Annotated in this window: 23 protein-coding genes; 6 read left to right on the top strand and 17 right to left on the bottom strand. The window is 65.0% G+C overall.

The window, feature by feature from the left end:
* Positions 1-37: 37 nt before the first annotated feature.
* From asnB to ACQR1F_RS17535, 11 genes are all read right to left on the bottom strand, one after another.
* Positions 38-1,978, bottom strand: a complete 1,941-nt coding sequence (gene asnB / locus ACQR1F_RS17585) for an asparagine synthase (glutamine-hydrolyzing) (protein ID WP_434889795.1) — start codon at positions 1,976-1,978, stop codon at positions 38-40.
* Between the two features lie 110 nt (positions 1,979-2,088).
* Positions 2,089-3,120: an NAD-dependent epimerase/dehydratase family protein gene (locus ACQR1F_RS17580; RefSeq protein WP_434913534.1), complete on the bottom strand. Its 1,032-nt coding sequence runs from the start codon at positions 3,118-3,120 to the stop codon at positions 2,089-2,091.
* Positions 3,117-4,175 carry a Gfo/Idh/MocA family protein gene (locus tag ACQR1F_RS17575; RefSeq protein ID WP_434889793.1) on the bottom strand — a complete coding sequence of 353 codons (1,059 nt, stop codon included), beginning with the start codon at positions 4,173-4,175 and terminating at the stop codon, positions 3,117-3,119. Before ACQR1F_RS17575 ends, ACQR1F_RS17580 begins: the two co-directional genes overlap by 4 nt.
* Positions 4,175-5,476, bottom strand: coding sequence for a glycosyltransferase family 4 protein (locus tag ACQR1F_RS17570; RefSeq protein ID WP_316216141.1), 1,302 nt, complete (start codon positions 5,474-5,476; stop codon positions 4,175-4,177). The genes ACQR1F_RS17575 and ACQR1F_RS17570 overlap by 1 nt, the downstream gene beginning before the upstream one ends.
* Before the next feature lie 139 nt (positions 5,477-5,615).
* Positions 5,616-7,115, bottom strand: coding sequence for a lipopolysaccharide biosynthesis protein (locus ACQR1F_RS17565; RefSeq protein ID WP_316216140.1), 1,500 nt, complete (start codon positions 7,113-7,115; stop codon positions 5,616-5,618).
* A gap of 175 nt (positions 7,116-7,290) precedes the next feature.
* Positions 7,291-8,448 (bottom strand): glycosyltransferase family protein, encoded by a 1,158-nt coding sequence (locus tag ACQR1F_RS17560; protein ID WP_434913533.1) that lies wholly within the window; start codon positions 8,446-8,448, stop codon positions 7,291-7,293.
* A 58-nt stretch (positions 8,449-8,506) separates the two neighbouring features.
* Positions 8,507-9,826, bottom strand: a complete 1,320-nt coding sequence (locus ACQR1F_RS17555) for a DUF4910 domain-containing protein (RefSeq protein WP_434838904.1) — start codon at positions 9,824-9,826, stop codon at positions 8,507-8,509.
* A gap of 24 nt (positions 9,827-9,850) precedes the next feature.
* Positions 9,851-10,819 carry a phytanoyl-CoA dioxygenase family protein gene (locus ACQR1F_RS17550; protein ID WP_316180496.1) on the bottom strand — a complete coding sequence of 323 codons (969 nt, stop codon included), beginning with the start codon at positions 10,817-10,819 and terminating at the stop codon, positions 9,851-9,853.
* A 103-nt stretch (positions 10,820-10,922) separates the two neighbouring features.
* Entirely contained in the window at positions 10,923-11,465 is a 543-nt protein-coding gene (locus ACQR1F_RS17545) for a dTDP-4-dehydrorhamnose 3,5-epimerase family protein (protein ID WP_316180494.1), read from the bottom strand.
* 42 nt (positions 11,466-11,507) lie between these two features.
* Positions 11,508-12,770: a methyltransferase domain-containing protein gene (locus ACQR1F_RS17540; RefSeq protein WP_434913532.1), complete on the bottom strand. Its 1,263-nt coding sequence runs from the start codon at positions 12,768-12,770 to the stop codon at positions 11,508-11,510.
* 61 nt (positions 12,771-12,831) lie between these two features.
* Positions 12,832-13,869, bottom strand: a complete 1,038-nt coding sequence (locus ACQR1F_RS17535) for an NAD-dependent epimerase/dehydratase family protein (protein WP_315802907.1) — start codon at positions 13,867-13,869, stop codon at positions 12,832-12,834.
* Between the two features lie 390 nt (positions 13,870-14,259).
* Between ACQR1F_RS17535 and ACQR1F_RS17530 the strand changes: the two genes are divergently transcribed.
* Positions 14,260-15,360 (top strand): hypothetical protein, encoded by a 1,101-nt coding sequence (locus ACQR1F_RS17530; RefSeq protein ID WP_316180490.1) that lies wholly within the window; start codon positions 14,260-14,262, stop codon positions 15,358-15,360.
* A 109-nt stretch (positions 15,361-15,469) separates the two neighbouring features.
* On the opposite strand, the gene ACQR1F_RS17525 is transcribed toward ACQR1F_RS17530, so the two are convergent.
* The gene (locus ACQR1F_RS17525; RefSeq protein ID WP_316237937.1) at positions 15,470-16,123 is read right to left on the bottom strand and encodes a PIG-L deacetylase family protein; all 654 of its coding nucleotides are present in this window, start codon (positions 16,121-16,123) and stop codon (positions 15,470-15,472) included.
* The gene (locus ACQR1F_RS17520) at positions 16,120-16,917 is read right to left on the bottom strand and encodes a glucose-1-phosphate cytidylyltransferase (protein WP_315802904.1); all 798 of its coding nucleotides are present in this window, start codon (positions 16,915-16,917) and stop codon (positions 16,120-16,122) included. Before ACQR1F_RS17520 ends, ACQR1F_RS17525 begins: the two co-directional genes overlap by 4 nt.
* Positions 16,918-17,407: 490 nt before the next feature.
* Here ACQR1F_RS17520 and ACQR1F_RS17515 point away from each other — a divergent pair, with 490 nt between their 5' ends.
* On the top strand, positions 17,408-18,880 hold the full coding sequence (locus ACQR1F_RS17515; RefSeq protein ID WP_434863896.1) for an undecaprenyl-phosphate glucose phosphotransferase: 1,473 nt from the start codon (positions 17,408-17,410) through the stop codon (positions 18,878-18,880).
* A gap of 209 nt (positions 18,881-19,089) precedes the next feature.
* On the opposite strand, the gene ACQR1F_RS17510 is transcribed toward ACQR1F_RS17515, so the two are convergent.
* The 3 genes from ACQR1F_RS17510 to ACQR1F_RS17500 form a co-directional block, all read right to left on the bottom strand.
* Positions 19,090-19,476, bottom strand: coding sequence for an H-NS histone family protein (locus ACQR1F_RS17510; protein ID WP_315802902.1), 387 nt, complete (start codon positions 19,474-19,476; stop codon positions 19,090-19,092).
* Positions 19,477-20,466: 990 nt separating this feature from the next.
* Entirely contained in the window at positions 20,467-20,871 is a 405-nt protein-coding gene (locus ACQR1F_RS17505) for a hypothetical protein (protein ID WP_434887595.1), read from the bottom strand.
* A gap of 427 nt (positions 20,872-21,298) precedes the next feature.
* Positions 21,299-21,625: a hypothetical protein gene (locus ACQR1F_RS17500; protein WP_316180484.1), complete on the bottom strand. Its 327-nt coding sequence runs from the start codon at positions 21,623-21,625 to the stop codon at positions 21,299-21,301.
* 670 nt (positions 21,626-22,295) lie between these two features.
* On the opposite strand from ACQR1F_RS17500, the gene ACQR1F_RS17495 reads away from it, so the two are divergent.
* The 4 genes from ACQR1F_RS17495 to ACQR1F_RS17480 all read left to right on the top strand — a co-directional run bounded on the left by ACQR1F_RS17495 (position 22,296) and on the right by ACQR1F_RS17480 (position 25,833).
* Positions 22,296-23,405 (top strand): polysaccharide biosynthesis/export family protein, encoded by a 1,110-nt coding sequence (locus ACQR1F_RS17495; RefSeq protein WP_316180482.1) that lies wholly within the window; start codon positions 22,296-22,298, stop codon positions 23,403-23,405.
* A 236-nt stretch (positions 23,406-23,641) separates the two neighbouring features.
* The gene (locus tag ACQR1F_RS17490; RefSeq protein WP_315717381.1) at positions 23,642-23,944 is read left to right on the top strand and encodes a hypothetical protein; all 303 of its coding nucleotides are present in this window, start codon (positions 23,642-23,644) and stop codon (positions 23,942-23,944) included.
* A 117-nt stretch (positions 23,945-24,061) separates the two neighbouring features.
* Positions 24,062-24,943, top strand: a complete 882-nt coding sequence (locus ACQR1F_RS17485; protein ID WP_316180480.1) for a sterol desaturase family protein — start codon at positions 24,062-24,064, stop codon at positions 24,941-24,943.
* Entirely contained in the window at positions 24,940-25,833 is an 894-nt protein-coding gene (locus tag ACQR1F_RS17480; protein ID WP_434913531.1) for an alpha/beta hydrolase family esterase, read from the top strand. Before ACQR1F_RS17485 ends, ACQR1F_RS17480 begins: the two co-directional genes overlap by 4 nt.
* 64 nt (positions 25,834-25,897) lie before the next feature.
* On the opposite strand, the gene ACQR1F_RS17475 is transcribed toward ACQR1F_RS17480, so the two are convergent.
* A complete protein-coding gene (locus ACQR1F_RS17475) occupies positions 25,898-26,317 on the bottom strand; it encodes a DOPA 4,5-dioxygenase family protein (RefSeq protein WP_315802897.1) in 420 nt (139 codons plus the stop codon).
* Positions 26,318-26,661: the final 344 nt, after the last annotated feature.

The raw sequence follows: 26,661 nt of genomic DNA, 5'->3' as shown, positions 1-26,661 counted from the left end.
CTTCGATGCAGCCAGCTCACCTGATGTCGATCGCGCCTCAGCGGAAGACGCGATGACGGTGGCACCAACGCACGAACACGTAGATCGACCAGACGCGCGACCAATAGATCCCCGGCGCGCCATCGAGGAAGGCGCGCCAGAGGCGCTCCACGGCCGCAGGCTCAAGCCCCACCGGCGCAATCGCCTGCGGGTCGCGCAGGGTCCGGTCCATCGCATCCTGCAGGCCGCGCCGTATCCAGCGATCGAGCGGCAACACGAAGCCGCTCTTCGGCCGGTCGAACAACGACGGATCGAGGCCACGCAGGCCGATCCGCCTGAGCATCGCCTTGCTTCGCAGCGGCGCGTAGCGCGTCGCATCGGGCAGCCGGTCGACGCTTTCGAACAGCACCTGATCGACCAGCGGCACCCGCTGCTCCAGCGAGGCCGCCATGCTCGCCACGTCATTGTCGCGCAGCAGGCGCTCGCCGAGAAACAGGCGCTGCTCCATGACGCTGATCGCCGACAGCGGGGTGCGCGCGCGGGTCTCCGCGGTGATCTTCGCTCTCATCGCGGCGGGCAGCCCATCGTTCAGCGTGTCGACGAGATCAGGCGCGAGCAGCTCGCGCTGAAAGCCGGGGAGGAACAGCGCATAGGCCATTTGGTACAGCGCCAGGAGATCGTCGCCGCACCGGACCATCTCCGGCAGCTTGGCCCAGCGCGTCTGCGGCGCCACCGTCCCGCGCGACGGCGACAGCATCTGCGCGGCCAGCTTCGCCGCAGCGGCTTTGACGCCGGCCGGCACCCAGGCGGTGCGCTCCGACCATCGCTGCAGGATGGGCAGGTCGCGAAATGACGTGTAGCCGCCGAACAGCTCGTCGCCGCCGGTCCCCGACAGCGCCACCGTGAAGCCTGCGCCGCGGATGGCGTGCGACATGAAGTAGGAGTTCAAGCCGTCGAAGGTCGGCTGGTCGAGGCTGTCGAGCGCGGCATCGAGGTTGTCGACGAAGTGCTGCTCCGTCAGCACCACCTCATGATGCTCGGTGCCGATGGCGGCAGCGATCTGTCGCGCGATCGGCCCCTCGTTCAGCTCCTGCTCCTCGAACGCCAGCGTGAAGGTGTGGATCGGGCTCCTGGCCGCACGCTGCGCCAGATTGGCCATGACCGAGGAATCGATGCCGCCCGAGAGAAACACCGCCAGCGGCACGTCGCTGGCGAGGTGCAGCCTCAGCCCCTCCTCGAGGATCTCGGCAAGCTGGTCCTCATCCATCGTCGGATCCGGAGCCCGCTCCGGGATCGACCAGAAATCCTCATCGCGGACGGTGTTGCCGACGCCGTCGAATGCGGTGAGATGGCCGGGAGGCAGCAGCTCGACGCCCTTCACCGCGGTACCGGGGCCGACCACGAAACCGTTCCAGACGCCGCTGGCGACGGCCTGCGGATCGAGCTGGGCCCTGCCCAGAAGGCCCGACGCCAGGAGAGCACGCAGCTCGGATGCGAAGGCGACCGACCACCCCGCGTCTGGGTTCGAGGCGCGGGCGACGTACAGCGGCTTGATGCCGAGCGGATCGCGCGCCAGCAGCAGCCGGCGCTGCTTCGGATCCCAGCAGGCGAACGCGAACATGCCGCGCAGCCACGCCACCGCCTCCGGCCCGTGAAGGCCGAGCGCGCGCAGCATCACCGCGGTATCGCCCGTGGAGCTGAAATGCTGGCCGTCGGCGACCAGACGCTGCCGCAGGTCGGCGAAATTGTAGATCTCGCCGTTGAAGACGATGACGTGCCCGCTGACCGGGTCGATCATGGGCTGCACACCGGCCGGCGACAAATCGAGGATCGCGAGCCGGCGGTGCGCCAGCAGCGCGCCCCAGCCACGCTCGTCCGCGGGCGAGGTCCAAATTCCGCCGGCATCCGGACCGCGATGGAGCATGGCGTCGTTCATCCGCTGCAGCGCGGCGCGGTTGTCGTCGTCCACCCGTCCGATGATCCCAGCGATGCCACACATCAGAACAATCCGTTTGGGACGCGCGACGTCGAAATGACGGGCAAGGAAACGCCTCGCCCGCGAGATCGCTGACTAACAGAGCACGGGCATCGCAGGACCATCTTCGGCGCTCAAATGGAAGCAGCCGTTCCGGACGACCAGGACGCCGGCGCTGGCGCCGAAGCCGGCAGCGGACCGTAGGTCCGCGCCAGGCATTGTTCGTAGTCGAGCGGCGGCGTCCAGCCGAGCGTCTCCCTCAGCTTGCGATTGTCGAAGCGCAGCGGCTTGAGCATCGCATCGAATTTCTTGGGCGTCAGGATCGCCGGCACTTTCGTGGCCCGCCTGAACACGGTCGCAAACGCCAGCCGCACGACGGCGCTGGCCAGCCAATGAGGGATGGGCAACCGCAAGCCGCGCGCGCCGGTGCCGCGCATGTAGTCCGACAGATAGGACCAGACCCGCTCGCCGGGACCATCCACGACGTTCAGCGTCTGGCCGATCGCCCGCGAATCCCTGGCCGCCAGCGCGAAGACGTCGGCGCAGTTCTCGACATGGGTCATCGGGATGCGGGTCAGCGGCCCGATCACGACGTGGTGGCGTCCGATCTGCTGGCCGAGCGCGGCGAGATAGCCGTGGCCGCGACCCCAGATGAACCCGGGACGCAGCACGGTGAGATCCCAGCCATGCGTCTCGACGTAGCGGCGCGTCACCCGCTCCTGCCACCATTTGGCGACGGTGTATCCGCCACGGGTGTAGACGTCAGGTGTCTGCTGCAGCGGCGCGCTTTCGTCGAGGACATCGCGCGTCGCCGTGTAGTCGTAGACCGAGAAGCTGCTGCACAGCACCAGCCGGCGGCAGGCGCTGCCCGCCATCGCCTCGAGCAGCCGCTCGGTGCCGCCCACGGTGCCGGCGAATTGCGCGTCCTCGCCGCCGGAGACCACGGCCGCCAGATGGATCAGCACGTCCACATTCTCGAACGCGCCGACAAGGTCGCGCGAGGTGCGCAGGTCGGCCCTGACGACGTCGACCGACGACGGCCAGCCGAGCGCATCGACGCGCGTCGCCGGGCGCACCATGGCGCGAACCTCGACGCCGCGGGCGAGCAGCGCATCGACGACATGCCGGCCGAGAAAACCGTTGGCGCCCGTGACCAGGGCTCTCATATCGCCAGCTCCCTCATGTCCGCCTGCTCGGTCGGCTTCATTGCCTCGACCATCCGATTGACCGCGAGGACGTCCTCGATCGTGATCGGCAGGGCCGTTCCCGCGTTGAGCGCCTGATAGGTGCGCGCCAGGCACTCCCACAGCCCCTCATAGGCGCCCGGGCCCTTGAACTTGCGCAGCAGGGTCGAGAGCGCCGCGCGGCGGATGTCGCGGCCCTCCTCCAATCCGCTGAAGAACGGGCGCAGCGGCTTCGGCACGTTGCGCGGGCCATCGAAGGTCAACCGCGTTTCGAACAGATTGGCGGTCGCCTGCATCCGCTCGCCATAGACCCGCAGCCAGAACGCGTCGGGCTGAGCGCTGGCGCTGAAGCCGAGCGTCGCCGTGCCGCGCTCGGCTTCGACCACACAGCGAAACTCGTCGTACGGCAGCGGCGACGGCTTGCGCTTGCTCCAGACCGTCTCCGCCTTGCGGTGCGGGCCGACGAACGCATGTGACAGCGAGGCGAGATGCGGCAGGAAGTCGGCGATCGCGCCACCCGCCAATTTGAGCGCCGGATGCGGCGAGTTCGGATCGGCAAAGCCGTCGGGGCCGAGGATGTCGAGGCAGATCAGCACGTCGACATGGGTCACGGCGCCGAACTCGCCGGTCTCGATCCGGCGCAGGATGTCCTGCGGCGCCCGGTTGAAGACGTAGTTGTAGTCCTCGACGACGTGGCGGCCGGTCTGCTTGGCGCGCAACGTCAGCGTCTGCAGCTCGTCGAAGGTCGAGGTCGCGGGCTTCTCGACGATCACATGCGCGCCGGCCTCCAGCGCGTCCATCGCGAGCCGGAAATGCGAGGTCGGCGGCGTCGTCACATGCACCACATCGGGCCGCACGGTCTGCAGCATCGCGCGATGATCGGTGAACCAGGACGGGATCGCGTAGCGCTCGGCCGCGGCCTCCGCGGTCGCCGGCGACAGGTCGCAGATGCCGGCCAGTTGAACGCCCGGCAAGGTGTTGAGGCAGGCAAGATGCTGGCGGGCGATCTGCCCTGCCCCGATGAGCACGGCCTTCATCACGAACTTGCCTCCAGGATCTCGCAATAAAAGTCTTCCAGCGCCTGCGCCGCCGCGCTCCAGGCATACTTCTCGACCGCGACCTGCCGCGCCGAGCCGCCGATCCGCGCCGCGAGATCGGGCTCGGCGAGCAGCCCGCTGACCGCATCTGCAAAGGCATCCGGCTCGTCTGCGATGAGGATGTCACGCCCGGGCATGGCCTCGATGCCCTCGGCACCCAGGCTGGTCGAGACGATCGCCTTGCCCATCGCCATGGCCTCGACGATCTTGAGCCGCGTGCCGCCACCGAGACGGAGCGGGACGATCACCGCCGCCGCGGCGGCGAGGTGCGGCCGCAGGTCCGGCACGAAACCGGTCAGCTCGATCCGCGGCCCGGCCAGTGCCGTCAACGCCTGCGGCGGCCGGCCGCCGATGATCTTGCAGCGCGCATCCGGGTGCCGCGCGGCGATGCGGGGCCAGATGTCCTGCACGAAATGCGTGACCGCATCGATGTTGGGCACCGTCGACAGCAGGCCGAAATAGACCAGCGTACGGCCGTCGGGCGCGGGATCGGTACCGCGCGGCTGATAGAAGTCGACATCGGCGGCATTGGGGATGACCGCCGTGCGGGCGTTCGGAATGTCGTCATGCAGACGCTTCTCATCGTCCGTGCTGCAGAGATAGACGCCGTCAGCTTGGCGATAGGCTGCGATCTCCTCGCGGCGCAGCTTGCGCCAGTTCGCGCCGGCATAGAGCCGGCGGCCCAGGCTCGCCCCCGTGGCCGCGAACTGCCGCGCCAGATCGTAGGCGATCTCATGCGAGTCCACGATCAGCCGCGGCGGCGTTGCGCCTGCCGGCGCCTGACGGAACAGGCAGTGACCGAGATAGGGAAATTCGAGATTGACGATGTCGAACCGCGTGGACCGCAGCACCCGATCCAGCACCCGCTGCAATTCCGGCAGGGCCACGCGCAACCGGTCGAAGCTCCGCACCGAGACCAGCGAGCGCAGCTGCAGCAGCCGCTTCGCGAGACCGTCACGGCCGTAGGGGTTCGGCACCAGCACCACGTCGCGGCAATAGGACTGCATGGCCAGCCGGCACTCGTCGATGTCGAAGGCGTCATCGACCAGCATCACCGCCGTGAGGTCGTGGCGGCGCGCGAGCTGGGTCATCAGCCCGTGCATGCGCGCCTGTGCCCCGAACCGCGGCGGGCTCGCCGGCATATGCGAGACGCAGAGGATGCTGAGCCGCCGTCGGTCGGCGAAACCGGCCACCGACCATTCGGGATCGCGCTGCGCCGGCGGCGCAGGCTCGACCTCCATCACATCCAAGCCTTGGTGGTTGTCGCGGGCCATGACCATTTAAAGCATTTAAATCACGGTATATTTTATATGTGGCATTTAACGATTGCGATAGTTAATCGCGACGTGCGGTGCTGTCCGAGGCCCCCTTCGTTCCATCTCAGCGCCTGCCGGCGAAATCATGGATGATCGTACCTGCGATCCTGAGCGGCTCGCGGACCCGGAACATTCCGACCACGATCGCGAGATAGAGACAGCCGCAGAAGCAGCCGGACAGAACCATGCGCACGAGCGCGGGATAGGCTCCGAGAAGCGTCGCTTGCATCCACCAGCCCGCAGCCGCAGTCGCAACGGCGCCGACGGTCTGCGGACCGACGGCCCGGATCACCAGTTCCGCACCGATCCCGATCGGACGTCCGGCATACATCACCGACGGCAACGCGATCAGCGAGTATCCGGCCACGACGCCCCAGGCGACGCCGACCGGCCCAAAGGGCAGTCCGGCCAGCACCGCAACGACCTGCGCAAAGAGAGAGATGATGCCCCAGGTCTGCCAGCGGTCCGCCCTCCCGAGCGACAGATGCAGCCAGCCCTGCGAGCCCTCGACGACGTGCGAAATGCCGCGCAGCGCAATGATGCTGAGCAGCCCTCCCGCAGCCTGCCACTTCTGCCCCAACAGCACGACGGTGAGGTCCTCCGCGGTGACGGAGAGGATCGCCGCCGCCGGCATCAGGAAGAACGCCAGCATCGAGAGTGCCACCTCGTACTTCTGCCGAAGCGCAGCCGGATTCGCCTGCAGCTTGCTCAGCGCCGAGCTTCCCACCGCATGTGTCTGATTGAGCGCCGCATAGATCGAGTTGTCGTACAGGTTCATCGCATTCTGGTAGTAGCCGACCTGATCGGGCCGGTAGAGCAGCCCGAGCGCGATCCGGTCCACCGCCCGCGACAAGGTATAGGCCACGGTGAAGCCGACCACGTGCAGCCCGAACCGGACCATCGACCTCACCTCAGCATCGAAAACGGGGACGCCGGGCCTCCAGCGACAGGCCGACCACGCGGCGACCACGACGCAAATCGATGTCACGACGGGACGAATGACCAGCGCCCAATAGCCGTAGCCCTCGAACGCCATGGCGACGGCGGCAACCGTCCCTGCCAGCGTGCCGAACAACTGGATCCGGCCGATGCGACCGAACTGCAGCGTGCGCCGGAGCAGCGCCATATGCTGGTTGGTCAGCCCGGACAGCACGAAGGTGATCGCGACGCAAAGCGCGATCGGCTCCAGTCGCGGATCACCGTAGACCCAGGCAATCAGCGGGCTGGATGCCGCGACGACGATCGCCACCGCAACGCCGATGCCGGTGCTGACCCAGAACAGGCCGCTGACCTGGGCCGGCGTGATCCTGCTGCGCTGAGCGGTGGCATCGAGCAGGCCGAAGTCGATCAGCAGCGGCGCGAAGCTCGTCAGCACGGTGACGATGGCGACGAGCCCGAAATCCTCCGGCGCGAGCAGCCGGGCCAGGACGATGGCCGCTCCGATCTGGAGCACGGCATTGCCGTATTGGATGACGATGGAAATCAGGCCGCCGCGCAACGCACGGCGTCCGAGATCGCTCGATTCCCGATGTTCCTCGAAGTAAGCGGCGACGGCTTCCGACATCTCCGTTCAATCGCTTTCAATCATCGTAACCAACCTTTCGATTCCCAGTCACGGCCAAACAGATCCGTCCAGGGCAATGAAAATCCGATCGTCGAAAATGCAGCCGGTATAAAATAGCTCGCGGAGGCCGCTGGAGCGATGACGCCACTTTGTGGCGGAGAAAAGGATTGAAACGTCACTGCGCCAACAATACCGGCTTGCGATTTAATTCCTGCTCGCGAGCCATCCCCGAGCCAGCCGCCATCTCCGCCAGCCTCTTCAGCCGATCCTTGCGGGCAGCGAGGCCCGGCATCGGCTGCAGACCCGTGGCCTCCAGGATCGTCTCCCACCGATACACCCAGTCGTGCCGCATCAAGGTCTGGGCCATGCCGGTTCGCCGCATCCGGTCCTGGCGGACCGGATCGCCGTCCAGCTCCCTGATGACCCGGTCGATGTCGGGCGATGTGTGCGGCACGTCGATCATCACCTCGGGCCAATCGAACAGCCGCGGAAACAGGTCATTGTCGGGACGCTCGCCGAGCATGATGGCGCCCGCCGCCGCGCCCTCGAAATACCGGTAGCCGAACTCGACTTGCCGCCCGGTCTCCTGCGGCTCGTCGAACTTGCCGGGATTGACCAGAAAATACCTGCTTCTCTTGGCGAGGTTTGCCATCTGCGTCCGGTGCTCCCGGAGGTCGATGGCCTGGCTGCCGCCGATCGTGTCGTGGAGATAGAACAGGCCGCTCTGCTTCGCCATCGCGAGCAGCGACTGGTGGGTGACACGGGAGCGACGCCCCATGCTGAAGACGTCGATGACCCTCTCGGGCGGATCGGGATAGGGACAAAAGCGGATCGCGTCGATGGCGAGCGGAAGATGCACGCAAGCCTTGCCGATCTCCTCGCCGAGCGGCTTCACCGTGCCGATCTGGAACGGCATCACGACATCGAACTTGGCGAGGATCTTCAGGAAATGCCGGTGCTTGGCGATCTCCTTGATCCAGAGCTCGTCCAGCAGACACACCGAGGTCCCGCACGCACCTCTCAGATCCTCGATCGCGTCGAACATGATCAGGTCCTGCGGGAACCCGCAGATCGCGAACAGAACGTCGTATTGCTGCTGCGGCTTGATCCGCGTGAGCCCGGGATTCAGCAGCACGGGCGCGTGGTAGCCCAGCCGGGTCGCGAAGCTCGCCCGTCGGCTCGACGGGTCGAGTTCGGGCGCGAACAGCTCGGCGGAATCGACCTCGCAGATGATGTCCTCGAACTCGACATGGGGACCGCGGTTGAGGGCTTTGCCGAAGATGTTTCGGAGTGAGAAGACGGCGATACGGGGCTTGCCCGGCTGCGAACTCATGACGCCTCACTCTGGTGTTGTTGGACCACTTGCACGGTGCTGTACGAAGGCGGCGACGTCACGATGATGAAACCGGTGTTCTGATGAGATCGGCGTCCAGCGCGATCCGCGCAGCGGCCTCGATGCGCGCGAACGGAACGTCGGCCCGGATTGCCATGTCGAGCAGGCTGTGCCTGCCATCCGCAAGGTTGAGGACCCATAGCAGGTCCATCTGCGTCGCCCCGCCCGCCTCGCGCTGGCCGGCAATCGCGCGATACAGGCCGCGCCGTCCCAGTTGCGGCTCCCCTCGCCCATCGACGCGCTCATAGATGCGGTCGCGATCGAGCAGATCCAGCACCTCCTCGATGACCGCGTAGGACTGCTCGAGACAGTCCGGCTTGACGAAATCCAGATTGTCCGCCGAGGTGTGATATTCGGGAAACGTGCCGTGCACGCCGCGCATCAGGCACCCGACCGGCAGATCGAATCCCGGCGAGCAGAACTGCCGCTCGTCATATCCATAGGGGCTGAATGGCAGAATCTCATGAGGATGGCCTGAGTGCTTCAGGACATGCGCGACGGCGCGATCGATGCTCGCCCCGCTCCGGCTCTGCTTGTAGTGAAATCCACTGGAATCGCCGAGACAGGTGAGGACGAGGCCGTGTTCGACACGTCCGAGATTCCGCTCGTTGCGGTCGAGCCACGCGAGCGCGCCGATGGTCGCCGGCAGGAACAGAAATCGGTATCCGAGTCGGCGCGGCTGCTGCGCCTGCCGCATCGCCAGCGCCGTCATGACGGCAATCCCTGAGAGATTGTCGTTGGCGAGACTCGGGTGACAGATATGGCAGGTGATCAGGACTTCCTTGTCCGTCTGCCCGGGGACGAAGAATTCGCCGTAGGTCAACGCCCCCTGCGAGAGCTCGCTGTCGATCTCGACGCGGTAGCTGTCGTCCGTCATCCCCCGCCACAGACGATCTTGCAGGCAGAAGCCCCAATCGTCGGCATAGTAGCCGGTCCGGTAGGGAATGAGATCAGGCTGGTCCGGCAAGGTATGGACGTGCTTGGCAAGCTCGGCACGGCTGAGCACCGCCTGGACTGGCTTGCTGTAGCCCATCACGTGCAGATTGTTGTCGGCGAAGTCGACGAGAACGCGGCCCGACAGGGTCGAGATCGTCGCGCGACGAATGTTCCACTCTGCCGGCACGTGCCAGTCCAGGACCGGCGTGCCGGACGGCACCTCGTGAATCGCAAGCCCGACATTCCGCGCGACGATGCCGAGCGTCTGACGGACACCCGCCCCGGTGAGGCTGCGGTTGATCGGAAACAGTTCGGCGACCAGATCGTGGAGATCGATCGCCGGCGTTCTCGGACCAGCCGGGGATTTGAGGATGTCCAGCATGACGCGTCAGCCCTACTTCATCGGTCAGGCCGACGCCTGCGCGGCATCGGCCGCGAGATCGCCGGCCGGCAGCGGCACGATCGTCGGCTGGTAGACCAGATGCTCCGCCGGAGCTTCCACCTGATCGTATGGCGTGACGATCTCCTCGGGCAGCCGCGCGAGATCGGCCACCCGCAGGAAGTCGCGCAGGTTCGTGCCGGTCGATTCCGAGTCGATGTTGACGGCGCCGCGCCGGCTGCTGACATCGGCAAAATGCACGGTACGGAAATCGATGCTGAAGCGCGTCACGCCCGAGGTGTTCGGGACGGACGAATGCAGATGCGCTCCGGAGAAGATCGTGACGCCGCCACTCGGCGCGATCACCCGGATCTGCGGATCCAGTGCAATCTCCTGCTCCGGCTTCGGCTGCACCCGTGTATCCGTCTTGATGTGCTGCGCCGCCGACGCACGCGAGGTCCTGTTCCACTCATAGTAGTTATAGGTCCTGGAGCCGTTCTTGATCGCTTCATCGAAATAGCGCGGATGAAATGCAAGGCCGTTGTCCGGCGCGATGTCATACACCGGCAGCCACCAATTGAGCTGGCACGGCGGCGCCGAGTACCAGGTGTCGCGATGAGGGTGGAATGCGAACGCGATCCCGGTGGTGAGATAGTCGTTGCTGGTTGCCGACCGCAGCCGCGGCACGTCGAAATAGGTCAACTCGGGATCGCAGCCGAACTCGCGGAGCGTGCCCTGCACCAGCTCCTTCGACCGGGCGTGATGGATGAAGAACGGCTTCAGCCTGGCGAGGATCTCGACGTAGCGCTCGACCGGGAGCTCGAATTGCGCCGTCCGGGGATCATAGGGATGAAACGCCTCCTCGATCAGCTCCCTGGCGAACGCGACCAGCGCATTGAGCGAGGGCGTCGGCGAATGCAGGAACAGCGCGCCCTGATACAGTTTCTGGCGCCGCTCGTCATCGGGCATCGTGGCATCAACGAAAATGTTCGTCATTCCGTGATCCTCCTCGACAAATCGTCAGAACGTTCGAGACGATCGGGCCGCTCCGTGGCCGCCAGATCCCTCCCCCAGGATACCGCGCTGTCGTCATGCTGCTTCACCAAAGACCCCGTTCGGCAAGCGAGGGCCAGGCGGCATCCTTGGCTGACAACACCGTCACCGGCTGCGGCCATCGGATGCCGATCATCGGATCGTCGTGCCGGAAGCCGTCCGAGAGCTGCTCGACATAGTCTTCGCCCATCAGATACTCGACCGTGACGTCGTCGGTCAGCGTCTGGAATCCATGGGCAAAACCGGCGGGAACGTAGAGCATCCGCGCCGTCGAGGGGCCGAGCTCGCAGGCATAGACCTCGCCGCGCGTCGGCGAGTTCGGCCTGATGTCGACGATGACGTCATGGATCAGCCCGGCGCTGCAGCGGACGATCTTGGCGTCAGGCTTCGGCGCACGCTGGAAATGCATGCCGCGGACGCTGCCGCGGAGACGCGTCACCGAGCTGTTGCCCTGCATCGGGACGAACGCGATGCCCTGCTCGGCAAAAGTCTTCGCGCACCAGGTCCGCGTGAAGCTGCCGCGCTCGTCGGAGCGAACGGTCAGCTCGATCAGCCGCGCATCCGACCGTCCAAGCGGGACAAACCTCATGGCTCAACACTCTTCGCGCATATGGTGCGGCAATGCCCTGCTCTACTCCTCGATCGTCGCCTTGGGGACCGGCACGATGAAGCGGCCGCCCCAGTCGCGGATCGCCGCCATCTGTGCCTTGATCTCGCTCTTGATGTTCCACGGCAGGATCAGGACGTAATCTGGCCTGGCTTCGAAGATCGCTTCCGGCGGCAGGATCGGTATGCGCACACCCGGCATGTAGCGGCCCTGCTTAGACGGGGCGCGATCGACCGTGAAGTCGAGAAAATCGGTGCGGATGCCGCAATAATTCAGCAGCGTCACACCCTTCGCCGGGGCACCGTAGCCGACGATCTTCTTGTTGTCGCGCTTGAGCGCCGTCAGCAATTCGAGCAGCGCACGCTTGGTCTCTTTGACCTGCTCGTTCCAGGCCATGTAGATGGCATCGTCATGCAGCCCATAGGCCCGCTCCCGCGCCAGGACATCGGCCACGTTCGGGCTCTCCGCATGAGCGGCCTCCGCGTGGCAGACGAAGAACCTGATCGAGCCGCCATGCGTCTCCGGAAGCTCGACGTCGAACACCCGCAGGCCCGCTTGGGCGAAGATGCGCAGGCCCGCGATCAGCGACAGATACGAGAAATGCTCGTGATAGATGGTGTCGAACTGATGCCGCTGCATCAAGGTCAGCAGGTGCTGGACCTCGAAGGTCGCGACGCCCTCCGGCGCCAGCAGGATTTTGACGCCGCCGACGAAGTGGTTGATGTCGGGAACGTGCGCGAGCACGTTGTTGGCCGTGAGGAGATCGGCCGACCAGCCCTCCTCCCGGAGACGGGTCGCATAGTCGCGGCCGAAGAATTCGACCCGGGTCTCGATGCCCTTGGCGCGCGCGGCCAGCGCAACGCTTTCGCAGGGTTCGACGCCGAGACAGTTGATGCCCTTCTGGAGCGAGTATTGCAGCAGATAGCCGTCATTCGACGCGATCTCGACATGCCGCGAGGCCGGGCCGAGCTTGAAGCGATCGGCCATGGCTTCGACATAGCGGCGCGCGTGCTCGAGCCATGAGGTCGAGTGCGAGGAGAAATAGGCATAGTCGGCGCGGAAGATCTCGGACGCGGCCAGGAGGTCGCGCGTCTGCGCCAGACGGCACTCGCGGCAGACGAAGGTCTCCAGCGGATAGAACGGCTCCGCCCGCATGTAGTTGGCCGGATCGATGTAGTCGTTCGCGACCGGCGAGGCGCCGAGATCGATCAGCTTGAGGGTCAGGTCGTCGCCGCAGTGCCGGCACTTGGGCGCGACGCCGACGGCGGTGGGAAGGGTCAGTTCCATGGTGTCTCCGTCACTGTCCTTGCCGGCTGAGGCGAGCATCTGCCCGGCGCGGCCGGCGCGATCACGTCCATTGCAGCCTGTCGTTGATCCGGGCCGTCTCCATGTGGTCCTGCAGGACCTTGAGACGGATCAGATCGGACGAGCGAAACTCGGCATCCTTGAACTGCATCCTCTTGAGACCATCGACAAGGTTCTGGATCGACTGGTCCAGGGTGACCTGCGGCTGATGATCGGGGGCCAGCGAGCGGTACAGGCCGAAATCGACCTTGTAGGAGCGGCTGTCCACCGGCGCGGAGGTGTTGATCGACACGCTGGTCCCCGGCACGCGCGCGGCCACCGCGTTGGCGAGATCCTTGACCTGGTAGTTGCGGTCGTCCGAGCCGGCATTGATGGTGAGGAAGCGGCCGCCCGTCGCCGCCGGCCGGTCGATCGCCCAGTCGATCGCCCGCGCCATGTCGGCCACGTCGATCAGGGGGCGCCACGGCGTGCCGTCGGAGAGCACGCTGATCTGGCGGCGGGTGAGCGCGCAGGCCACGAAATCGTTGAGGACGAGGTCGAGCCGCAGCCGATCCGACATGCCGCAGGCGGTCGCAAAGCGCAAACAGGTGATGGTCATGCCGGTGTCGATCGCGGCGAGCTCCTGCTCCGATCCGATCTTCGACTTGGCGTAGGCCGTGATGGGATTGAGAGGATCGCCCTCCTTGCGCGGCGGTCCGTCGGCGATGCCGTAGACGCTGCAGCTCGACGCGAACACGAAGTTCTTCACACCGGCCGCCGCAGCTTTCCTGGCAAGCGACACGGTGGTGTTCTGGTTGATGTCGAGCGTCACGTCCTGGAAGCGATTGCCCATCGGATCGTTGGAGATCGCCGCCAGCTGGACCACGGCATCATAGCCGCGGAGGTCGAGCGACATGTCGCGAACGTCGCCATGGATCTGCTCGTCGAGATATCGCTCGGGAACGACGGGCGCTCCGGTCAGGCAGTGCGCGAAATAGGCGTTGTCGAAGCCGTGCAGCGTCGCATCCGGGCGCTGCGCCCGCAGATGCCGCGCGACGACCGGACCCACATAGCCCATGTTTCCGGTGATCAGGACCTTCAAAATCTCACCCTCTACGATACCGACCAAAACAAAATTTAAATCACCTGCAATCGATTATAATTTAATATTCCAGCCGGCGTCCAGTGAATCCGTCGGCAGCGGCGGTGCCGCCCGCCTTCTCCGGCGGGATACGCAAAACTCGGTAAAAATCCCTTCTCCGCCATCTCGATCCGCCTGTTACCGTGCCCCATCCGGACGGCGCCGATCGATGCGGCATCAGGCAACCTCTCCCATTTAATTTATTTTACCAAATTAAATAATGCCACAATAGGAACAAATGTTGACCGCAAATCTCGGCAGCTTTAATTCGATCCATGGAAATGAGGACGTCCCGCGTGCGGGAACGCCCCGGCCTGACGACGCATTGATTGAAGCATTGAAAGACAGAGCATGACACTATCCGCCGGCGACTGGGTCGAAGTGCGCAGCAAGGAAGAGATCCTGGCGACGCTCGATGCCAACGGGCGCCTCGAAGGGTTGCCGTTCATGCCGCAGATGTTCAAATGGTGCGGCCAGCGCTTTCAGGTCTACAAGCGCGCCCACAAGACCTGCGACACGGTCACCGGATACAACACCGGCGAGTGGCTCGGACGGCGCCTTCCCAACGCGGTGCATCTCGAGCATCGCTGCGACGGCGAGGCCTATGGCGGCTGCCAGGCGGCCTGCCTGATCTTCTGGAAAGAGGCGTGGCTGACCCCGGTCGATCCGGCCAAGCCCGCCGCGGCCATCCCGGACCGCGCCGCTGCGCTTCAACCGCCCGGCGGATGCACGGTGCGCGCGGTGTGGGATGCGACCAAGTCGCCGGACCAGCAGCCGGGAAAAGGCCCCCGCTATGCCTGCCAGGCGACCGAGCTGCCGACCTACACCCAGCCGCTCAAATGGTGGGATGCCCGGCAGTACGCCGAGGACATCGCGTCCGGCAATGTCTCGCTCGCGAAGATGTTCAAGGGCCTCCTCTACTTCGCCTATGTCGGCGCCACCATGGCCCGCCGTCCGCGGCTCGGCCGGCCCGCGCGCTGGATCTACGACCGCATCCAGTCGCTGTGGGGCGGCGTACCGTTCCCGCGCAAGCGCGGCGTCCTCCTGACCGACAAGGACGCGCCGATCGCCGATCTCGGGCTGCAGCCCGGCGATCTCGTCCGGGTGCGCCCGCACCAGGAGATCCTGGCCACCATCGACAAGCAGACCAACAACCGCGGCATGGGCTTCGACGCCGAGATGGTGCCCTATTGCGGAAAGGTGTTCCGGGTACGGACGCGGGTCGAAAAGTTCATCGACGAGCGCACCGGCTACATCCGGCGGATGAAGACACCGGCCGTCATCCTCGACGGCGTCTATTGCCAGTCGCGCTACAGCGAGAACCGGTTGTTCTGCCCGCGCGGCATCTATGCATGGTGGCGCGAGGTCTGGCTGGAGAAGGTGCCGGCCACCGCGATCGAGCGTCCGCCGGCAGAGGAGATCGTCGAACTTCCGCGGCGGGCGGCCGGCTGACGGCAGGCCGCCGCCGGGCAAAGCGGCCGGGCGCCGCTCATCGCCTCGCCCATCGGGCATGGATAGACCGTGTGCGAGGGCCTCGCGGCGAGGCGGCTTCAGCCGCCGTTCACCCCAGTGACAGCTTGCGCGCGACGAAGGCCTCGGCGTAGCGCTCGGCGGCGCGGCATTCCATGCCCCGCAACCGCGCCAGGCCCATGAACGTTTCCGGATCGAACCATTGCTTGGAGCGCTGGCTGCCGAAATGCGTCATCAGCAGCGCGACCTTCCGCTTCATGATCCGCTCGGAGAGGGGCATGTAGACGTTGGGCCGTCCGAGATCGCCGTCCCATTTCGGAATCTCGTATTCCAGGACGAGATGATCGCGGAATGTGTTCCAGACCAGGCGGTTGACCTGCCGATGGTCCTGATGGGCGTCGTCGCGGCGGTGCGCGAGAATGACGTCCGGATTGATCCGGCCCTTGAGCTGCTCGAACCAGGCCTTGATCTCCTCGCCCTGCTCGGGGAAGAAGCCGTCGCGGAACTGCATGATCTCGAGATTGCGGCTGGCGACCTCGGCGAGGAAATCATCGGCCGACGCCCGCGCCTCGACGCCGCGCTCGCCATTGCCGCTGAGCACGCACCAATGAACATCCAGGCGGATGCCCTGGTCGAGCCACGACAGCAGCGTGCCTCCGGCCCCGATCTCGATGTCGTCGGAATGCGCGCCGAGACACAGGACCGACAGCCGATCGCCGCGACCGGCGAGCTGCAACGCCCTCATCCGTTCACCACCGCCGGAAGACTGGAGCCGAGATGCCAGGGCGTGTCGCCGCGCTCGATCATCTCCTCGAGCACCTGGCGGTCGCGGAGCGTGTCCATGGCCCGCCAGAACCCTTCGTAGCGGTAGGCCATCAACTCGCCGCGGTCGATCAGCCGCTTGAACGGCTGCACGACGAGCTCGTCCCCTTCCTCGATGTAGTCGAATATCTCCTTGCGGAAGATGAAGTAGCCGCCGTTGATCCAGATATCGGAATCGTTGCTCGCGGCCATGCGGCCCACGGTGCCGTCGGCGTCGAATTCGGCGAGGTGAAAGCTGATCGGCGGATGGATGGCGATGAAGCAGCCGATCTTGCCGCTACGCTTGAAGCGATCGATCATCTCCGGCAGCGGCGCGTCCGTCAGGCCGTCGCTGTAGTTGGCGAGAAAGATCTCCTCGCCCTCGACCAGGTGCCGGACGGCCCGCAGTCGCTGGCCGATGTTGCGCCAGATGCCGGTGTCGACCAGCGACACCCGCCAGTCCGGCGGGCGGTCGCCCAATAGCTCGACCTTCTTGCCGAACTGCGAGATCGTGCAGTCGGTGGTCGCCGCCTGATTGTAGTTCAGGAAATAGTCCTTCACCACATTGGCCTTGTAGCCCAGGCACAGAACGAAATCCCGGTGCCCGTACTGGCTGTAATACTGCATGACGTGCCAGAGGATCGGCTGGTGGCCGATCGGAATCATCGGCTTCGGAATGCTCTCGGAATATTCCCGGATCCGCGTCCCGAGTCCTCCACAGAACAATACGACCTTCATGGCGCGACGTCCTTCGGGTTCTCAATCTCTGAAATGAGCAGCACTATCTTCAACCTCGCCGGCGGGCCTCGACGACAGCTCGCCGTGCCCTCGTGTCGCCCTTCCGTCCGCGCAGGGAAAAACTCCCTCCGCATCCGGTCGGCTACGGACGCCACCCGCGTCACGGGCGCCCGGCACCGGATTAATAATCCAATTATATCTCTTTTTAAATGCCATTCTTGGCGGCAAGCATCGAAATATCCGCCGCCTCAAATATTAATTTGACTACCTTAATTTTCCGGAGGAGCCGCTTCCGTAGCGGGCACGGGCGGTATCTTTCGGCGCCTAAGCGCCACCGTCAGGCGTCACGCTGCCCGCGACGCAGGTATCGGGGGATAATCCGACCGCGCGAATAAATTCCAATGGCAATTTTTCATTGTTTAAATTAAATGCCAAAACATATAATAAATGGCTAATCGCTATTTAACCGAGTTTCGAACACCGACATCCCATGCATTACGTGGATCAGCCCGAGACTCTCGATCGAAACGGCATGCCGGCCGTCCTGGTGGAACGGCAGTTCCAGGGGCGCAAATGGCCCGTCCACTACGACTCGGTGGAGCCGTTCGCGATCGTGGCGGACATTGCGACGATCACCATGTCGAGCGTCCTGTCCGGGTTTCTGTATCACCTGCAGGATGCGGCGGGCGCCAACGACGTCAGCAAATCGCTCGGCCTGGCGATCCTCGTGTCGGCGCTGTTCGTCTCGCTGATGAAGATCCGCGGGATGTACCGGCCGGCCGAACTGCTGATCCTGCCGCGCCAGATCCGCGCGGCCTGCCTGACCTGGGTCACGGCGTTCCTCGTGCTGGCCGGCGCCCTGTTTGCGCTCAAGATCGGCAGCGAATTCTCGCGCGGCACGAGCATCGTCTTCGCGATGTTCGGGCTCGCGGCGCTGATCCTGCATCGCCGCACCACCGCATATCTGCTGGCAAAGGGCTTGGCGGAGAGACGGTTCTCGGGCCGAAACATCGTTCTGATCACCGATGAAGCAAGCAAGGACAACGCCGGGCTGACCCAGGTGCTCACCGACACCGGCTTTCGCGTCCAGCGGCATTTCCTGCTTCCCGAGCCCGGTGCGGATCCGGATCAGCGGCAGCGGATCGTGTCCAGCGTGATCGACTATGTGCGCGGCTCCGACATCGAAGAGATCGTCGTCGGCGCCAATCCCGAACCCTTGTCCGACCTGCGCACGCTCGGCGCCGAGCTGAGAGTCCTGCCGTTTCCAGTGAGCTTCGTGCCGGTCGGAGCGGCGTCGGACATCTTCAAGCGGCCGTGCCGCGAGCTCGGCAATGCCGTCTCCATCGAGCTGCAGCGCGGCCTGCTGAGCCCGCTCGAACACGCCACCAAGCGGCTCATGGATGTCATGCTGGCCGGCATCGCGCTGGCCTTGATGTCGCCGCTGCTGCTGCTGGTGGCGATCGCCATCAAGCTCGACTCGGCCGGACCGGTGCTGTTCCGGCAGCAGCGTTGCGGATTCAACGGCCGGGCGTTCCAGATCTACAAGTTTCGCACGATGTCCGTGCTCGAGGACGGGCCCTCCATCGTCCAGGCCCAGATCGGCGACAGTCGGTTCACCCGGCTCGGGACCTGGCTGCGCCGGACCAGCATTGATGAGCTGCCGCAGCTGCTCAACGTTCTGGACGGCAGCATGTCGCTGGTCGGCCCCCGCCCCCACGCCTTGGCGCACGACAACGAATTCGACAAGCTCGTGCGCAACTACGCATTCCGTCGCCGCGTCAAGCCCGGACTGACCGGCTGGGCGCAGGTGCATGGCTGCCGCGGCCCGACGCCCACGCGTGCGTCGATCGAACAGCGCGTCGAATTCGATCTCTGGTACATCGACAATTGGAGCCTGTCGCTCGACGTCGCGATCCTGCTGAGGACGCCGATCGAGCTGATCCGCGGCAACAATGCCTATTAGCGCATATTCGCAAGGGATGATGATCGCAAGCCTACCGGCGGAGCCGTGCGGGCGGATCGGACCGATCTCAGGCTCGAGACTGCGGATCGCGACGCGGGGGCATCAGACCGCTCACATGTCGTTCGCTGATGTTGAGGGAGCGAATCAGGTGCAGAACCGACGCTGCGCGTCGCTCGGGCTATCGACGGGCTTGACTCAGTCGGCCCCGATTAGGCCCGCTGACGGCGACTTTTCGAACCGCCCGCCGCTCCATTGATCGCAAACTCCTCGATCCGATGCCCGGTCTTGATCGCCGCCACCAGCCAACGCGGCTGCTTGCCTCGGCCGGACCAGGTCTCGGAAGTCTGCGGGTTGCGATACTTCGGCAGAACCCGGGGATATTTGCGCCGCGCCTTGCCGCTCGTGGTGTAGGACTGCCCACCCTCACTGCCGGCACCTTCGATGGCACCGCGGCTGCGGTTGAGAACCGCCAGACGACGTTCGAGCTCGCGCTTCTCCGACGTGATCCTCACGGCGAGGATCTGACTGATCTGCTCGTGGAGAGACCAGAGGTCATCGAAAGACATCGCCTCGAAATCGATCTTCTTGGTGGACATACAGCGACCTTTGTCTGTGATCTCTATCCTGCCGGATTAACGTCATATAATTCGGTATTTCGTTCCGCAAGTGGCTCGCGGTCGGAAAAACTGAATATTTGAGTTATACCAACCCGGCCAAGCCATATGGTTGTAACTCAAATAAAACTCAACCCGCAACCCCATTTCCGAAACGATGTCGCGCCGCCTTCGAGATTGCGGCAGCATTCGTTTGCACGCCGGAAGAAGCCACCGAATCAACACGATCTGCAACGGATTCGTCGCATACTACGGCAAGACCGCGTCAAAGTGACGTAGTTTCGATGATCGAACTTGCGCGTATTTGATAGCTGACATTCTCACCACGACATGGTTTTCAAAGCTGCCGCGACGGACTTACAACCTTTTCGAGCGAGCACCCTGAAGACCCGGATCGAGATATTTTTGCATGCGCACAAAATGCCGCCACCGGGTTTAATTGAGCACGCCACCGTGAATATGCCGCAAAGCAGCCGACATCGTTCCGGCGAATCAAACGCCTTCCCTAAATATTGGATCCTTCAGGTGCGCTCACGCAGATCAGACTTGCGCACGTCGCGCCGACAGCGGGGCGCGCGGCGTCAGACAGGCACACACCGGCAGCGGAACTAACTGCCGCTGCGATCGGCCGTGAGGTTGAGGACGGCTGCGGACACCCGGCGGCCGATCCCGAAAACCCGTTGTCCAAAGTCATCGTCCGTGGAGGCGACATCAGCGGCCTGTGCGCCAGGTGAAGCGGCCGCATCGCATGGCTCGCCGCGATATGGTTTCGGGCCCGTCTCGGAGCGCCGTCCTTGCCCGACACGACGGCTGAAGGACGTCCAGATGACGTCCGGCCGTCGAGCGGCCGCCGACAGCAGCACGGGGCGACCTGACGCGTCATCAGGGTCAATGCCGAGCGGCTGTCGTCTCGCGCCGGCAAGCGGCGCGGCCATGACGGCCGGCCGCCGCAGCGATCAAATTCCGATGCGATTATTTCTGCTGCCTGGTTCGACCCGGCACCGCCGGCCGGGGCGGAATCACGTGCGCCGTCCCGCGGCCGTGCCGCGTGGCCATCGGGCGACGCCTGGGTGCCGCGGACTTCTTCGCGCGTTTGCCGAGGCTGGTGCTGATGGATTGGATCTCATCGAGCAGGACATCACAAAGCTCGATCTGCGACCGCAGCACGGATTGCTGCGAACGGCCCGACCTTGGCCGGCCGAAACGTAATTTGGCAAGGCGTATTTTATTCAGCGATTTCAGGACGGCATTCAAAGCGCTACCGGCGCCATCCATCTCAATATCCTCAATCAACGCGGCACCAAGCTCGTCACACAAGGACGGACCCCACTCGTTGGCGAGTTTTGAGGGCATCTTCCCCGAATGCCGAACCGTCATCGCGATGATGCACGGATTCGATTTTCGGCATTAAATTAACCACTCGCGACAAGTTAATTTACCATCTGACAGCAAGACATTAAATACTTCTGGCACTCGCTACGGTTTGCCGTAAAATGCTACCGCGTTGCCAGAAAGACCTTTTTAAGCACCTTTCGTCCGGTACAATTGAAGCTTTAGTTTGTTCAGTCTACCCTTTTATGTCTCCGACCGTGCAGAATCGTCTCTACACAATTAATTTAATTCTAGATTACGTAAGAATACGGTGTGGAACTTGCCCATTTAATCGTCTGAGCGACGATCGACGTTGCCGAACGCGGCCGGACCGGCCGAGCACGGCCCTCATCAGTCCTCGCCGCCAAGCTTGACCATGACTCGGCCGAGCGGAGCGTCCAGCTCCTTCGGAGACGACGAGGAAGGGGTCGGGTTACCACACCATGGGCCGCTCCGGCGCCCCGCACACCACCGCGCGGCGGTACAGCACGCCCTGGGGCGTCTCGACGGCGACACGCCGAATGCACCCGGGATGAATCGCAAGATTGTAATGAAACGGAGTGGCCTCGAATGTCCCGTGCAGCCGGCAGAGTCTGCTGAGATCCGGCCCGCACTCCGTCAGCGGATAGAGGCCGCGCGCCGACGCGGGATCGGATAGGCCCGTGAAGGCGATCGCGAAAGCGGCTGCGGCGATCCTGATCACGTTCGACAATTGCGTGCTCCGTTGCAAAAAGAGCCTCAAGGGCTGGCGCAGCAGCATAGACTTGATCGGCGGCCTTGGACAACCGGCCGCCGCTTGCAGTCCCGACGCCCGCACGGCCTTCGAATCTCGCCAGCTACAGCCGCCTTGGCGGCGCCGGTCCCGCCTCCCTCGGCTGTCCGGCTGCCTCGGCTCACCGACGCGCTGCGCGGGCTGCGATGTCGTCGCCCCCCTGCGCGAGCAAGCGACTCGGGCTAACCGTTGCGCAACGGCTTTGTGCTTAAAATTGTTCGGACCCTGTTAGGTCGAATGGATCATCCCTTCACCGTGGGACCTCCGGCGGCGCCGACAGCTTGGGGCGGTAATATGGTGATGTCAGACTGTGACCTAATTGGCACGGCCGGGCAAAAGCGGACCAATCCGAACGGCCGTACGCTTTCGTCCAGTATGGCCGCCGGGTAGGTTGAAACACGTGGGACGTTCTCCCTTCTTGGTGGAGGGAGCAGCGTGGGGAAATGTATTTTTGCTGTATTCGGGGACGCGTTTGAAGGCCTTGATCAATCCGCCCGGGCCGACCGGCGGCGGGGGGTCTCCTGTGCGCAGCAGTACAGTGGACCCGCGCAGCTTTCATGGCCTTTGCCGCCGCTCGCGCGCGCTCCTCACCCTGGCGATCTTGGCGCTTCTGCCCGCCTGTTCCTTGCTCCCCGGGACAGGGCCGACCAGCGACGCCGTGAACGACAATGCCACGGCCAGCGTGCGGTCGAACACGGCGCTTCCCTATGCGCTGGTCGACGTCAGCTCCGAAACGATCGGCTTCCTGTCGCAGCCCAATCTGATCACGTTCCAGGGCGTATTCCCGGACAAGCGGCCGAAGCCGGTGCAGGTCGCGGGCGTTGGTGACGTGCTGAACGTTTCCATCTTCGAAGCGGCGCCCGGCGGACTGTTCACGCCCCCCACGGCCGCCGGTGCCCGCCCGGGCAACTTCGTGGATCTGCCGGCGCAGGCGGTGGACCAGCAAGGCAATATCCGCGTGCCCTATGCGGGCGAGATCGCCGCCGCCGGCCGGACGCTGCCGCAGATCGAGCAGGAGATCGTCTTCCGGCTGCAGAAGCGCGCGCTCGAGCCGCAGGTCGTGGTCAGCCTGAACCAGCAGCATTCCAGCGTGGTCAGCGTGCTCGGCGACGTCAATACGCCGGGCGTGCTTGCCCTCAACAGCGTGGGCGAACGCCTGCTGGCCGTGATCGCACGTGCGGGCGGCCCGAAGCACGAGGCCATCGAAAGCTATGTGACCCTGCAGCGGGACGGCAAGCGCGTGCGCGTGCTGCTCAGCCGCGTCGTGCAGGATCCGCGCGAGAACATCTTCATCCGTCCGAACGACGTCGTCTACATCACGCGGGAATCCCCGACTTTCACGGCCCTCGGTGCCCTCAATCAGAACGTCTTCGGCTTCAATTCCGAGATTTCGTTCGATACCGAGACCCTCACGCTGGCGCAGGCGATCGGCAAGGCGGGCGGCCTGAACGATCAGCAATCTGATCCGGCCGAGGTCTTCCTGTATCGCTACGAGGAGCGCCCGCTGCTGCAGAAGCTCGGCGTCGATACCAGCCGCTTCATCTACGACCGCATCCCGACGATCTATCACATCAACCTGCGCGATCCCTCCGGCATGCTGCTGGCTTCGGGCTTCCAGATGCGCAGCAAGGACGTGATGTACGTCGCCAATGCCAAGGTCGTCGACTACTACAAGCTTCTGACCCTGATCAACACCACGGCGACGACGACGTCCAACACGGCGACTTCGGTGATCAACGTCAACACGGCGACCAAGACCCGGTGGTGAAGCGCAACGGCGGGCCGGTAGCGGCCTGAAGGGGCGCCGGAGCGTCGGGGGCGGCGGACCGGAGTCCGCCCCGCGCGATGTCGTGGCATCGGACGGCCGTCGTGTGACAAGCCGTTACAATCCAGCCAATCACCGCGACCAAACGACACCGGCGGTGCATCAGGCCGCGACATCGAACGCGCAGTATCCCTCTGCAGGCGACGCGATCGCCCGCGCGAACGAATTGGGAGACTGACGTGAAGACATCCATCGCGACATTTCTGCTCGTGGCAGTGCTTTCGGCGGCAGCAGCGGTCGACGCGAATGCCTGGACCCGCAGCGGCTCGGTCACCGGACCGCGCGGCACCACCTCATTTGGCGGCTCAGGCAGCTGCTCCGGCGGCGCCTGCGCCTGGCAGGGTGGCGGCACAGGTCCCGCCGGCCGCAGCTGGTCGCGCTCCGGCTCCGCGAGCTGCAGCGACGGCAGCTGCACCCGGCAGGGCCAGGGCACGGGACCGCGCGGCAATTCCTACAGCTACAGCCGCACCGTCACGCGCTGAGCAGACGCCGCGGCGCCGCTGGCCGCGGCCCTCCGGAAGCATTGACATCGCCGGTCCGCCTGCTGTTCCGGAGCGGGCCGGCGCGCCGTCTCCATCCGATGACGCCGGACACGCGCCATGCCCATCCTCTCTTCCCTGCCCCCGTCGACGCGCATGATCGTGCTGCTGACGGCGATCGGCTTCATGACGCTGGAATATGGGCTCAGCCGGCTCGCCGGTCGCGAGACTCACGACCTGCGTGAGACCGCAGCCTCGTTCGCCGTCGCGGTCGGACAGCACCTGATCCGCGCAATGGTCGCGCTCGTCGCGGCCGTTCCCTTCATCATCGCCTATCGCCACAGGATCTTCGATTTCGATCCGAGCCGGCCGCTGGCCCTGCTCGCATTGTTTCTCGCCAGCGAGTTCGTCTATTACTGGCACCATCGCGCCTCGCATCGGGTTCGCTGGCTGTGGGCCACGCATGCCGTGCATCACTCTTCCACGCGTCTGAACCTGACCGCAGCGATTCGTCTCGGCTGGACGAGCGAGATCTCCGGTCATTTCCTGTTCTATCTGCCGCTGGCGCTGCTCGGCTTCCATCCGCTCGCCATCATCGCCATGCTCGGCGTCAATCTGCTCTACCAGTTCTTCATCCATACCGAGCTCGCGCCGCATCTCGGTCCGCTCGAATCTGTGCTGAACACGCCGCGGCATCACCGCGTCCACCACGCGGCCAACGCGTCCTGTCTCGATCGCAACTATGGCGGCGTGCTCATCATTTTCGACCGGCTGTTCGGCAGTTTCGCCGAGGCCCCGGCCGGCGAGACGCTGCGCTATGGCCTCGTCGGCGTTGAACCGAGCTTCAATCCGTTGCGGATCGCATTTGGCGAATGGATTGCGATCGCCCGCGACCTTGCGGCGGCGCGGAGCTGGGCCACGCGGCTGCGCGTGCTGACCGCGGCCCCCGGAGACAAGCGCCACCGCCGGGAGTCATCCGACAACCGAGAAGGATGCTCATGACGTCACATCTCCGATCGTCCATGGCCGCCATGGCGGCCGTTCTGCTCGTCTCGACCACGGCCGTCGCCGCGGAGCGCGGCATCACCATCGACACAAGCGACGGTCCGCGCCATGCGCTGGTGATGACCGCGGGCAGGACGCCGCAGCCGACCGTGATCGTGCTCCATGGCGCGCTCGGCAGCGGCGCCGGCACCGCCCGCACGACGGGCTTTGCCGAAGCTGCGGCGGCCCATGGCTTCGCCGCGGTCTTTCCCGATGGCATCAACCGGCAATGGAATGACGGCCGCGACGGCCGCTCCGGCGGTCCCGATGATATCGGTTTCATCCGTGCCCTGGTGCGACAGCTCGTCGCCGACGGCACAGCCGATTCCCGGCGCATCTATCTCGCCGGCATTTCGAATGGCGGCATGATGAGCTTCACCCTGGCCTGCAAGGCGCCGGAGCTGTTTGCCGGCATCGGCACGGTGATCGCCAACATGCCTGAAGGCATCGAGCCCTGCGCCGCGCGGCCGGTGCCGGTGGTGATGATCAACGGCACGGCTGATCCGATGGTGCCCTATCGCGGCGGCGAGGTCGGGCTGCGCGGCGGGCGCGGCCGGGTGTGGAGCGCTGACAGGACGGCGGAGTTCTTTGCACGGCGCGACGGTTGCGGCGCGCGCCAGGCCGTCGCGCTGCCGCATCGGGATCTCGCCAGCGACACCTCCGTCACGCAACTCAGCTGGCGCGATTGCCAGGTGATCGGCGGCGTGTCGCTGTATCGCGTCGAAGGTGGCGGACATGCCCTGCCCGGCCGCCGCCCGCTGGCGCCGCGCCTGCTCGGCCCGAGCAATTTCGACATCGATGCCGCCGAGGTCATTCTCCGCGCGTTCGATCTCGCGCGCACGCTGTAGTCCGGCAAGTCCGCCCAGGCTCCGAGCGTGACGAGACGGAGCGGTCACCCGTGGGCACGCGAGCTCAGGCGGCGATCGTCGGCGTGGTGTTCGGCTCACGCGCCAGCTCTGCCTCGCCGTGCGAAGGAAGATTCTCACTGCGGATGCCGAGCGGCGATCCGATCCACAACGCATGCGCGGTGTGATCGGCCAACGGCTCGGTCGTGTTCGGATGCACGAGCACGCTGAGGCGACCATGATTGAGCATCAGCCATGGCACCAGCACTGGAAACACGTCGACCGCGAAGGCGACTTGATACATCGGCCGCTCGTGAGGCCCGACCAGCGCGTCATGCCAACGCCCGAGCGTCACGAGGAAGCGGTCGGCCATCCACTGCCGTAGCCGTGCGGCTTCGGTTCGAGTGGCATCATCGAAATAGATGTGGGCATGAAAGCTCGCAATCGCGCTCAGGCGATGCGGCTGCGCCGCCGAGGTCGTTTCCATCCGCGCCTCTCGATCATTTCAATCGCGTTGGCCGCGCAGGCGAACCGATGCAGCATGGTCATCCTCGCATCGCTAGCCTGCCCTCGGTTGCGCCGCGAGTCATCGCCGGCGGACGCTGGCCTCGAGATCTCGGCGGGGCTCGAGCTTCGACCCAGACAGCATGTCGCCGCGCGAACGACCGCACCGAGACAAACGACACCGAGACAAACGACACCGAGACAAACGACAACGCCGCGCTGAGGTTTCAGCGCGGCGTTGTTGTTTTGAGTGTGAAGAGGGGATGTCCTTTGCAGGCCTGGCAGCGACCTACTCTCCCAGGGCTTGAGCCATAGTACCATTGGCGC

Origin of the sequence: Bradyrhizobium sp. HKCCYLS3013, from assembly GCF_051167615.1 — a bacterium.
Lineage (GTDB): Bacteria > Pseudomonadota > Alphaproteobacteria > Rhizobiales > Xanthobacteraceae > Bradyrhizobium.
Note: the sequence above shows the minus strand (reverse complement) of the source record. Positions and strands in the feature narration are given on the sequence as shown.

Excerpts from the sequence above, each read along its gene's own strand:
- ACQR1F_RS17555 (WP_434838904.1), bottom strand. The coding sequence starts at position 9,826 with ATGCTGGACATCCTCAAATCCCCGGCTGGTCCGAGAACGCCGGCGATC.
- ACQR1F_RS17475 (WP_315802897.1), bottom strand. The coding sequence starts at position 26,317 with ATGGAAACGACCTCGGCGGCGCAGCCGCATCGCCTGAGCGCGATTGCG.
- asnB (WP_434889795.1), bottom strand. The coding sequence starts at position 1,978 with ATGTGTGGCATCGCTGGGATCATCGGACGGGTGGACGACGACAACCGC.
- ACQR1F_RS17505 (WP_434887595.1), bottom strand. The coding sequence starts at position 20,871 with ATGACGGTTCGGCATTCGGGGAAGATGCCCTCAAAACTCGCCAACGAG.
- ACQR1F_RS17550 (WP_316180496.1), bottom strand. The coding sequence starts at position 10,819 with ATGACGAACATTTTCGTTGATGCCACGATGCCCGATGACGAGCGGCGC.
- ACQR1F_RS17520 (WP_315802904.1), bottom strand. The coding sequence starts at position 16,917 with ATGAAGGTCGTATTGTTCTGTGGAGGACTCGGGACGCGGATCCGGGAA.
- ACQR1F_RS17565 (WP_316216140.1), bottom strand. The coding sequence starts at position 7,115 with ATGTCGGAAGCCGTCGCCGCTTACTTCGAGGAACATCGGGAATCGAGC.
- ACQR1F_RS17540 (WP_434913532.1), bottom strand. The coding sequence starts at position 12,770 with ATGGAACTGACCCTTCCCACCGCCGTCGGCGTCGCGCCCAAGTGCCGG.
- ACQR1F_RS17530 (WP_316180490.1), top strand. The coding sequence starts at position 14,260 with ATGACACTATCCGCCGGCGACTGGGTCGAAGTGCGCAGCAAGGAAGAG.
- ACQR1F_RS17485 (WP_316180480.1), top strand. The coding sequence starts at position 24,062 with ATGCCCATCCTCTCTTCCCTGCCCCCGTCGACGCGCATGATCGTGCTG.
- ACQR1F_RS17515 (WP_434863896.1), top strand. The coding sequence starts at position 17,408 with ATGCATTACGTGGATCAGCCCGAGACTCTCGATCGAAACGGCATGCCG.
- ACQR1F_RS17560 (WP_434913533.1), bottom strand. The coding sequence starts at position 8,448 with ATGAGTTCGCAGCCGGGCAAGCCCCGTATCGCCGTCTTCTCACTCCGA.
- ACQR1F_RS17575 (WP_434889793.1), bottom strand. The coding sequence starts at position 4,175 with ATGAAGGCCGTGCTCATCGGGGCAGGGCAGATCGCCCGCCAGCATCTT.
- ACQR1F_RS17525 (WP_316237937.1), bottom strand. The coding sequence starts at position 16,123 with ATGAGGGCGTTGCAGCTCGCCGGTCGCGGCGATCGGCTGTCGGTCCTG.
- ACQR1F_RS17545 (WP_316180494.1), bottom strand. The coding sequence starts at position 11,465 with ATGAGGTTTGTCCCGCTTGGACGGTCGGATGCGCGGCTGATCGAGCTG.
- ACQR1F_RS17510 (WP_315802902.1), bottom strand. The coding sequence starts at position 19,476 with ATGTCCACCAAGAAGATCGATTTCGAGGCGATGTCTTTCGATGACCTC.
- ACQR1F_RS17500 (WP_316180484.1), bottom strand. The coding sequence starts at position 21,625 with ATGCTGCTGCGCCAGCCCTTGAGGCTCTTTTTGCAACGGAGCACGCAA.
- ACQR1F_RS17580 (WP_434913534.1), bottom strand. The coding sequence starts at position 3,120 with ATGAGAGCCCTGGTCACGGGCGCCAACGGTTTTCTCGGCCGGCATGTC.
- ACQR1F_RS17480 (WP_434913531.1), top strand. The coding sequence starts at position 24,940 with ATGACGTCACATCTCCGATCGTCCATGGCCGCCATGGCGGCCGTTCTG.
- ACQR1F_RS17570 (WP_316216141.1), bottom strand. The coding sequence starts at position 5,476 with ATGGAGGTCGAGCCTGCGCCGCCGGCGCAGCGCGATCCCGAATGGTCG.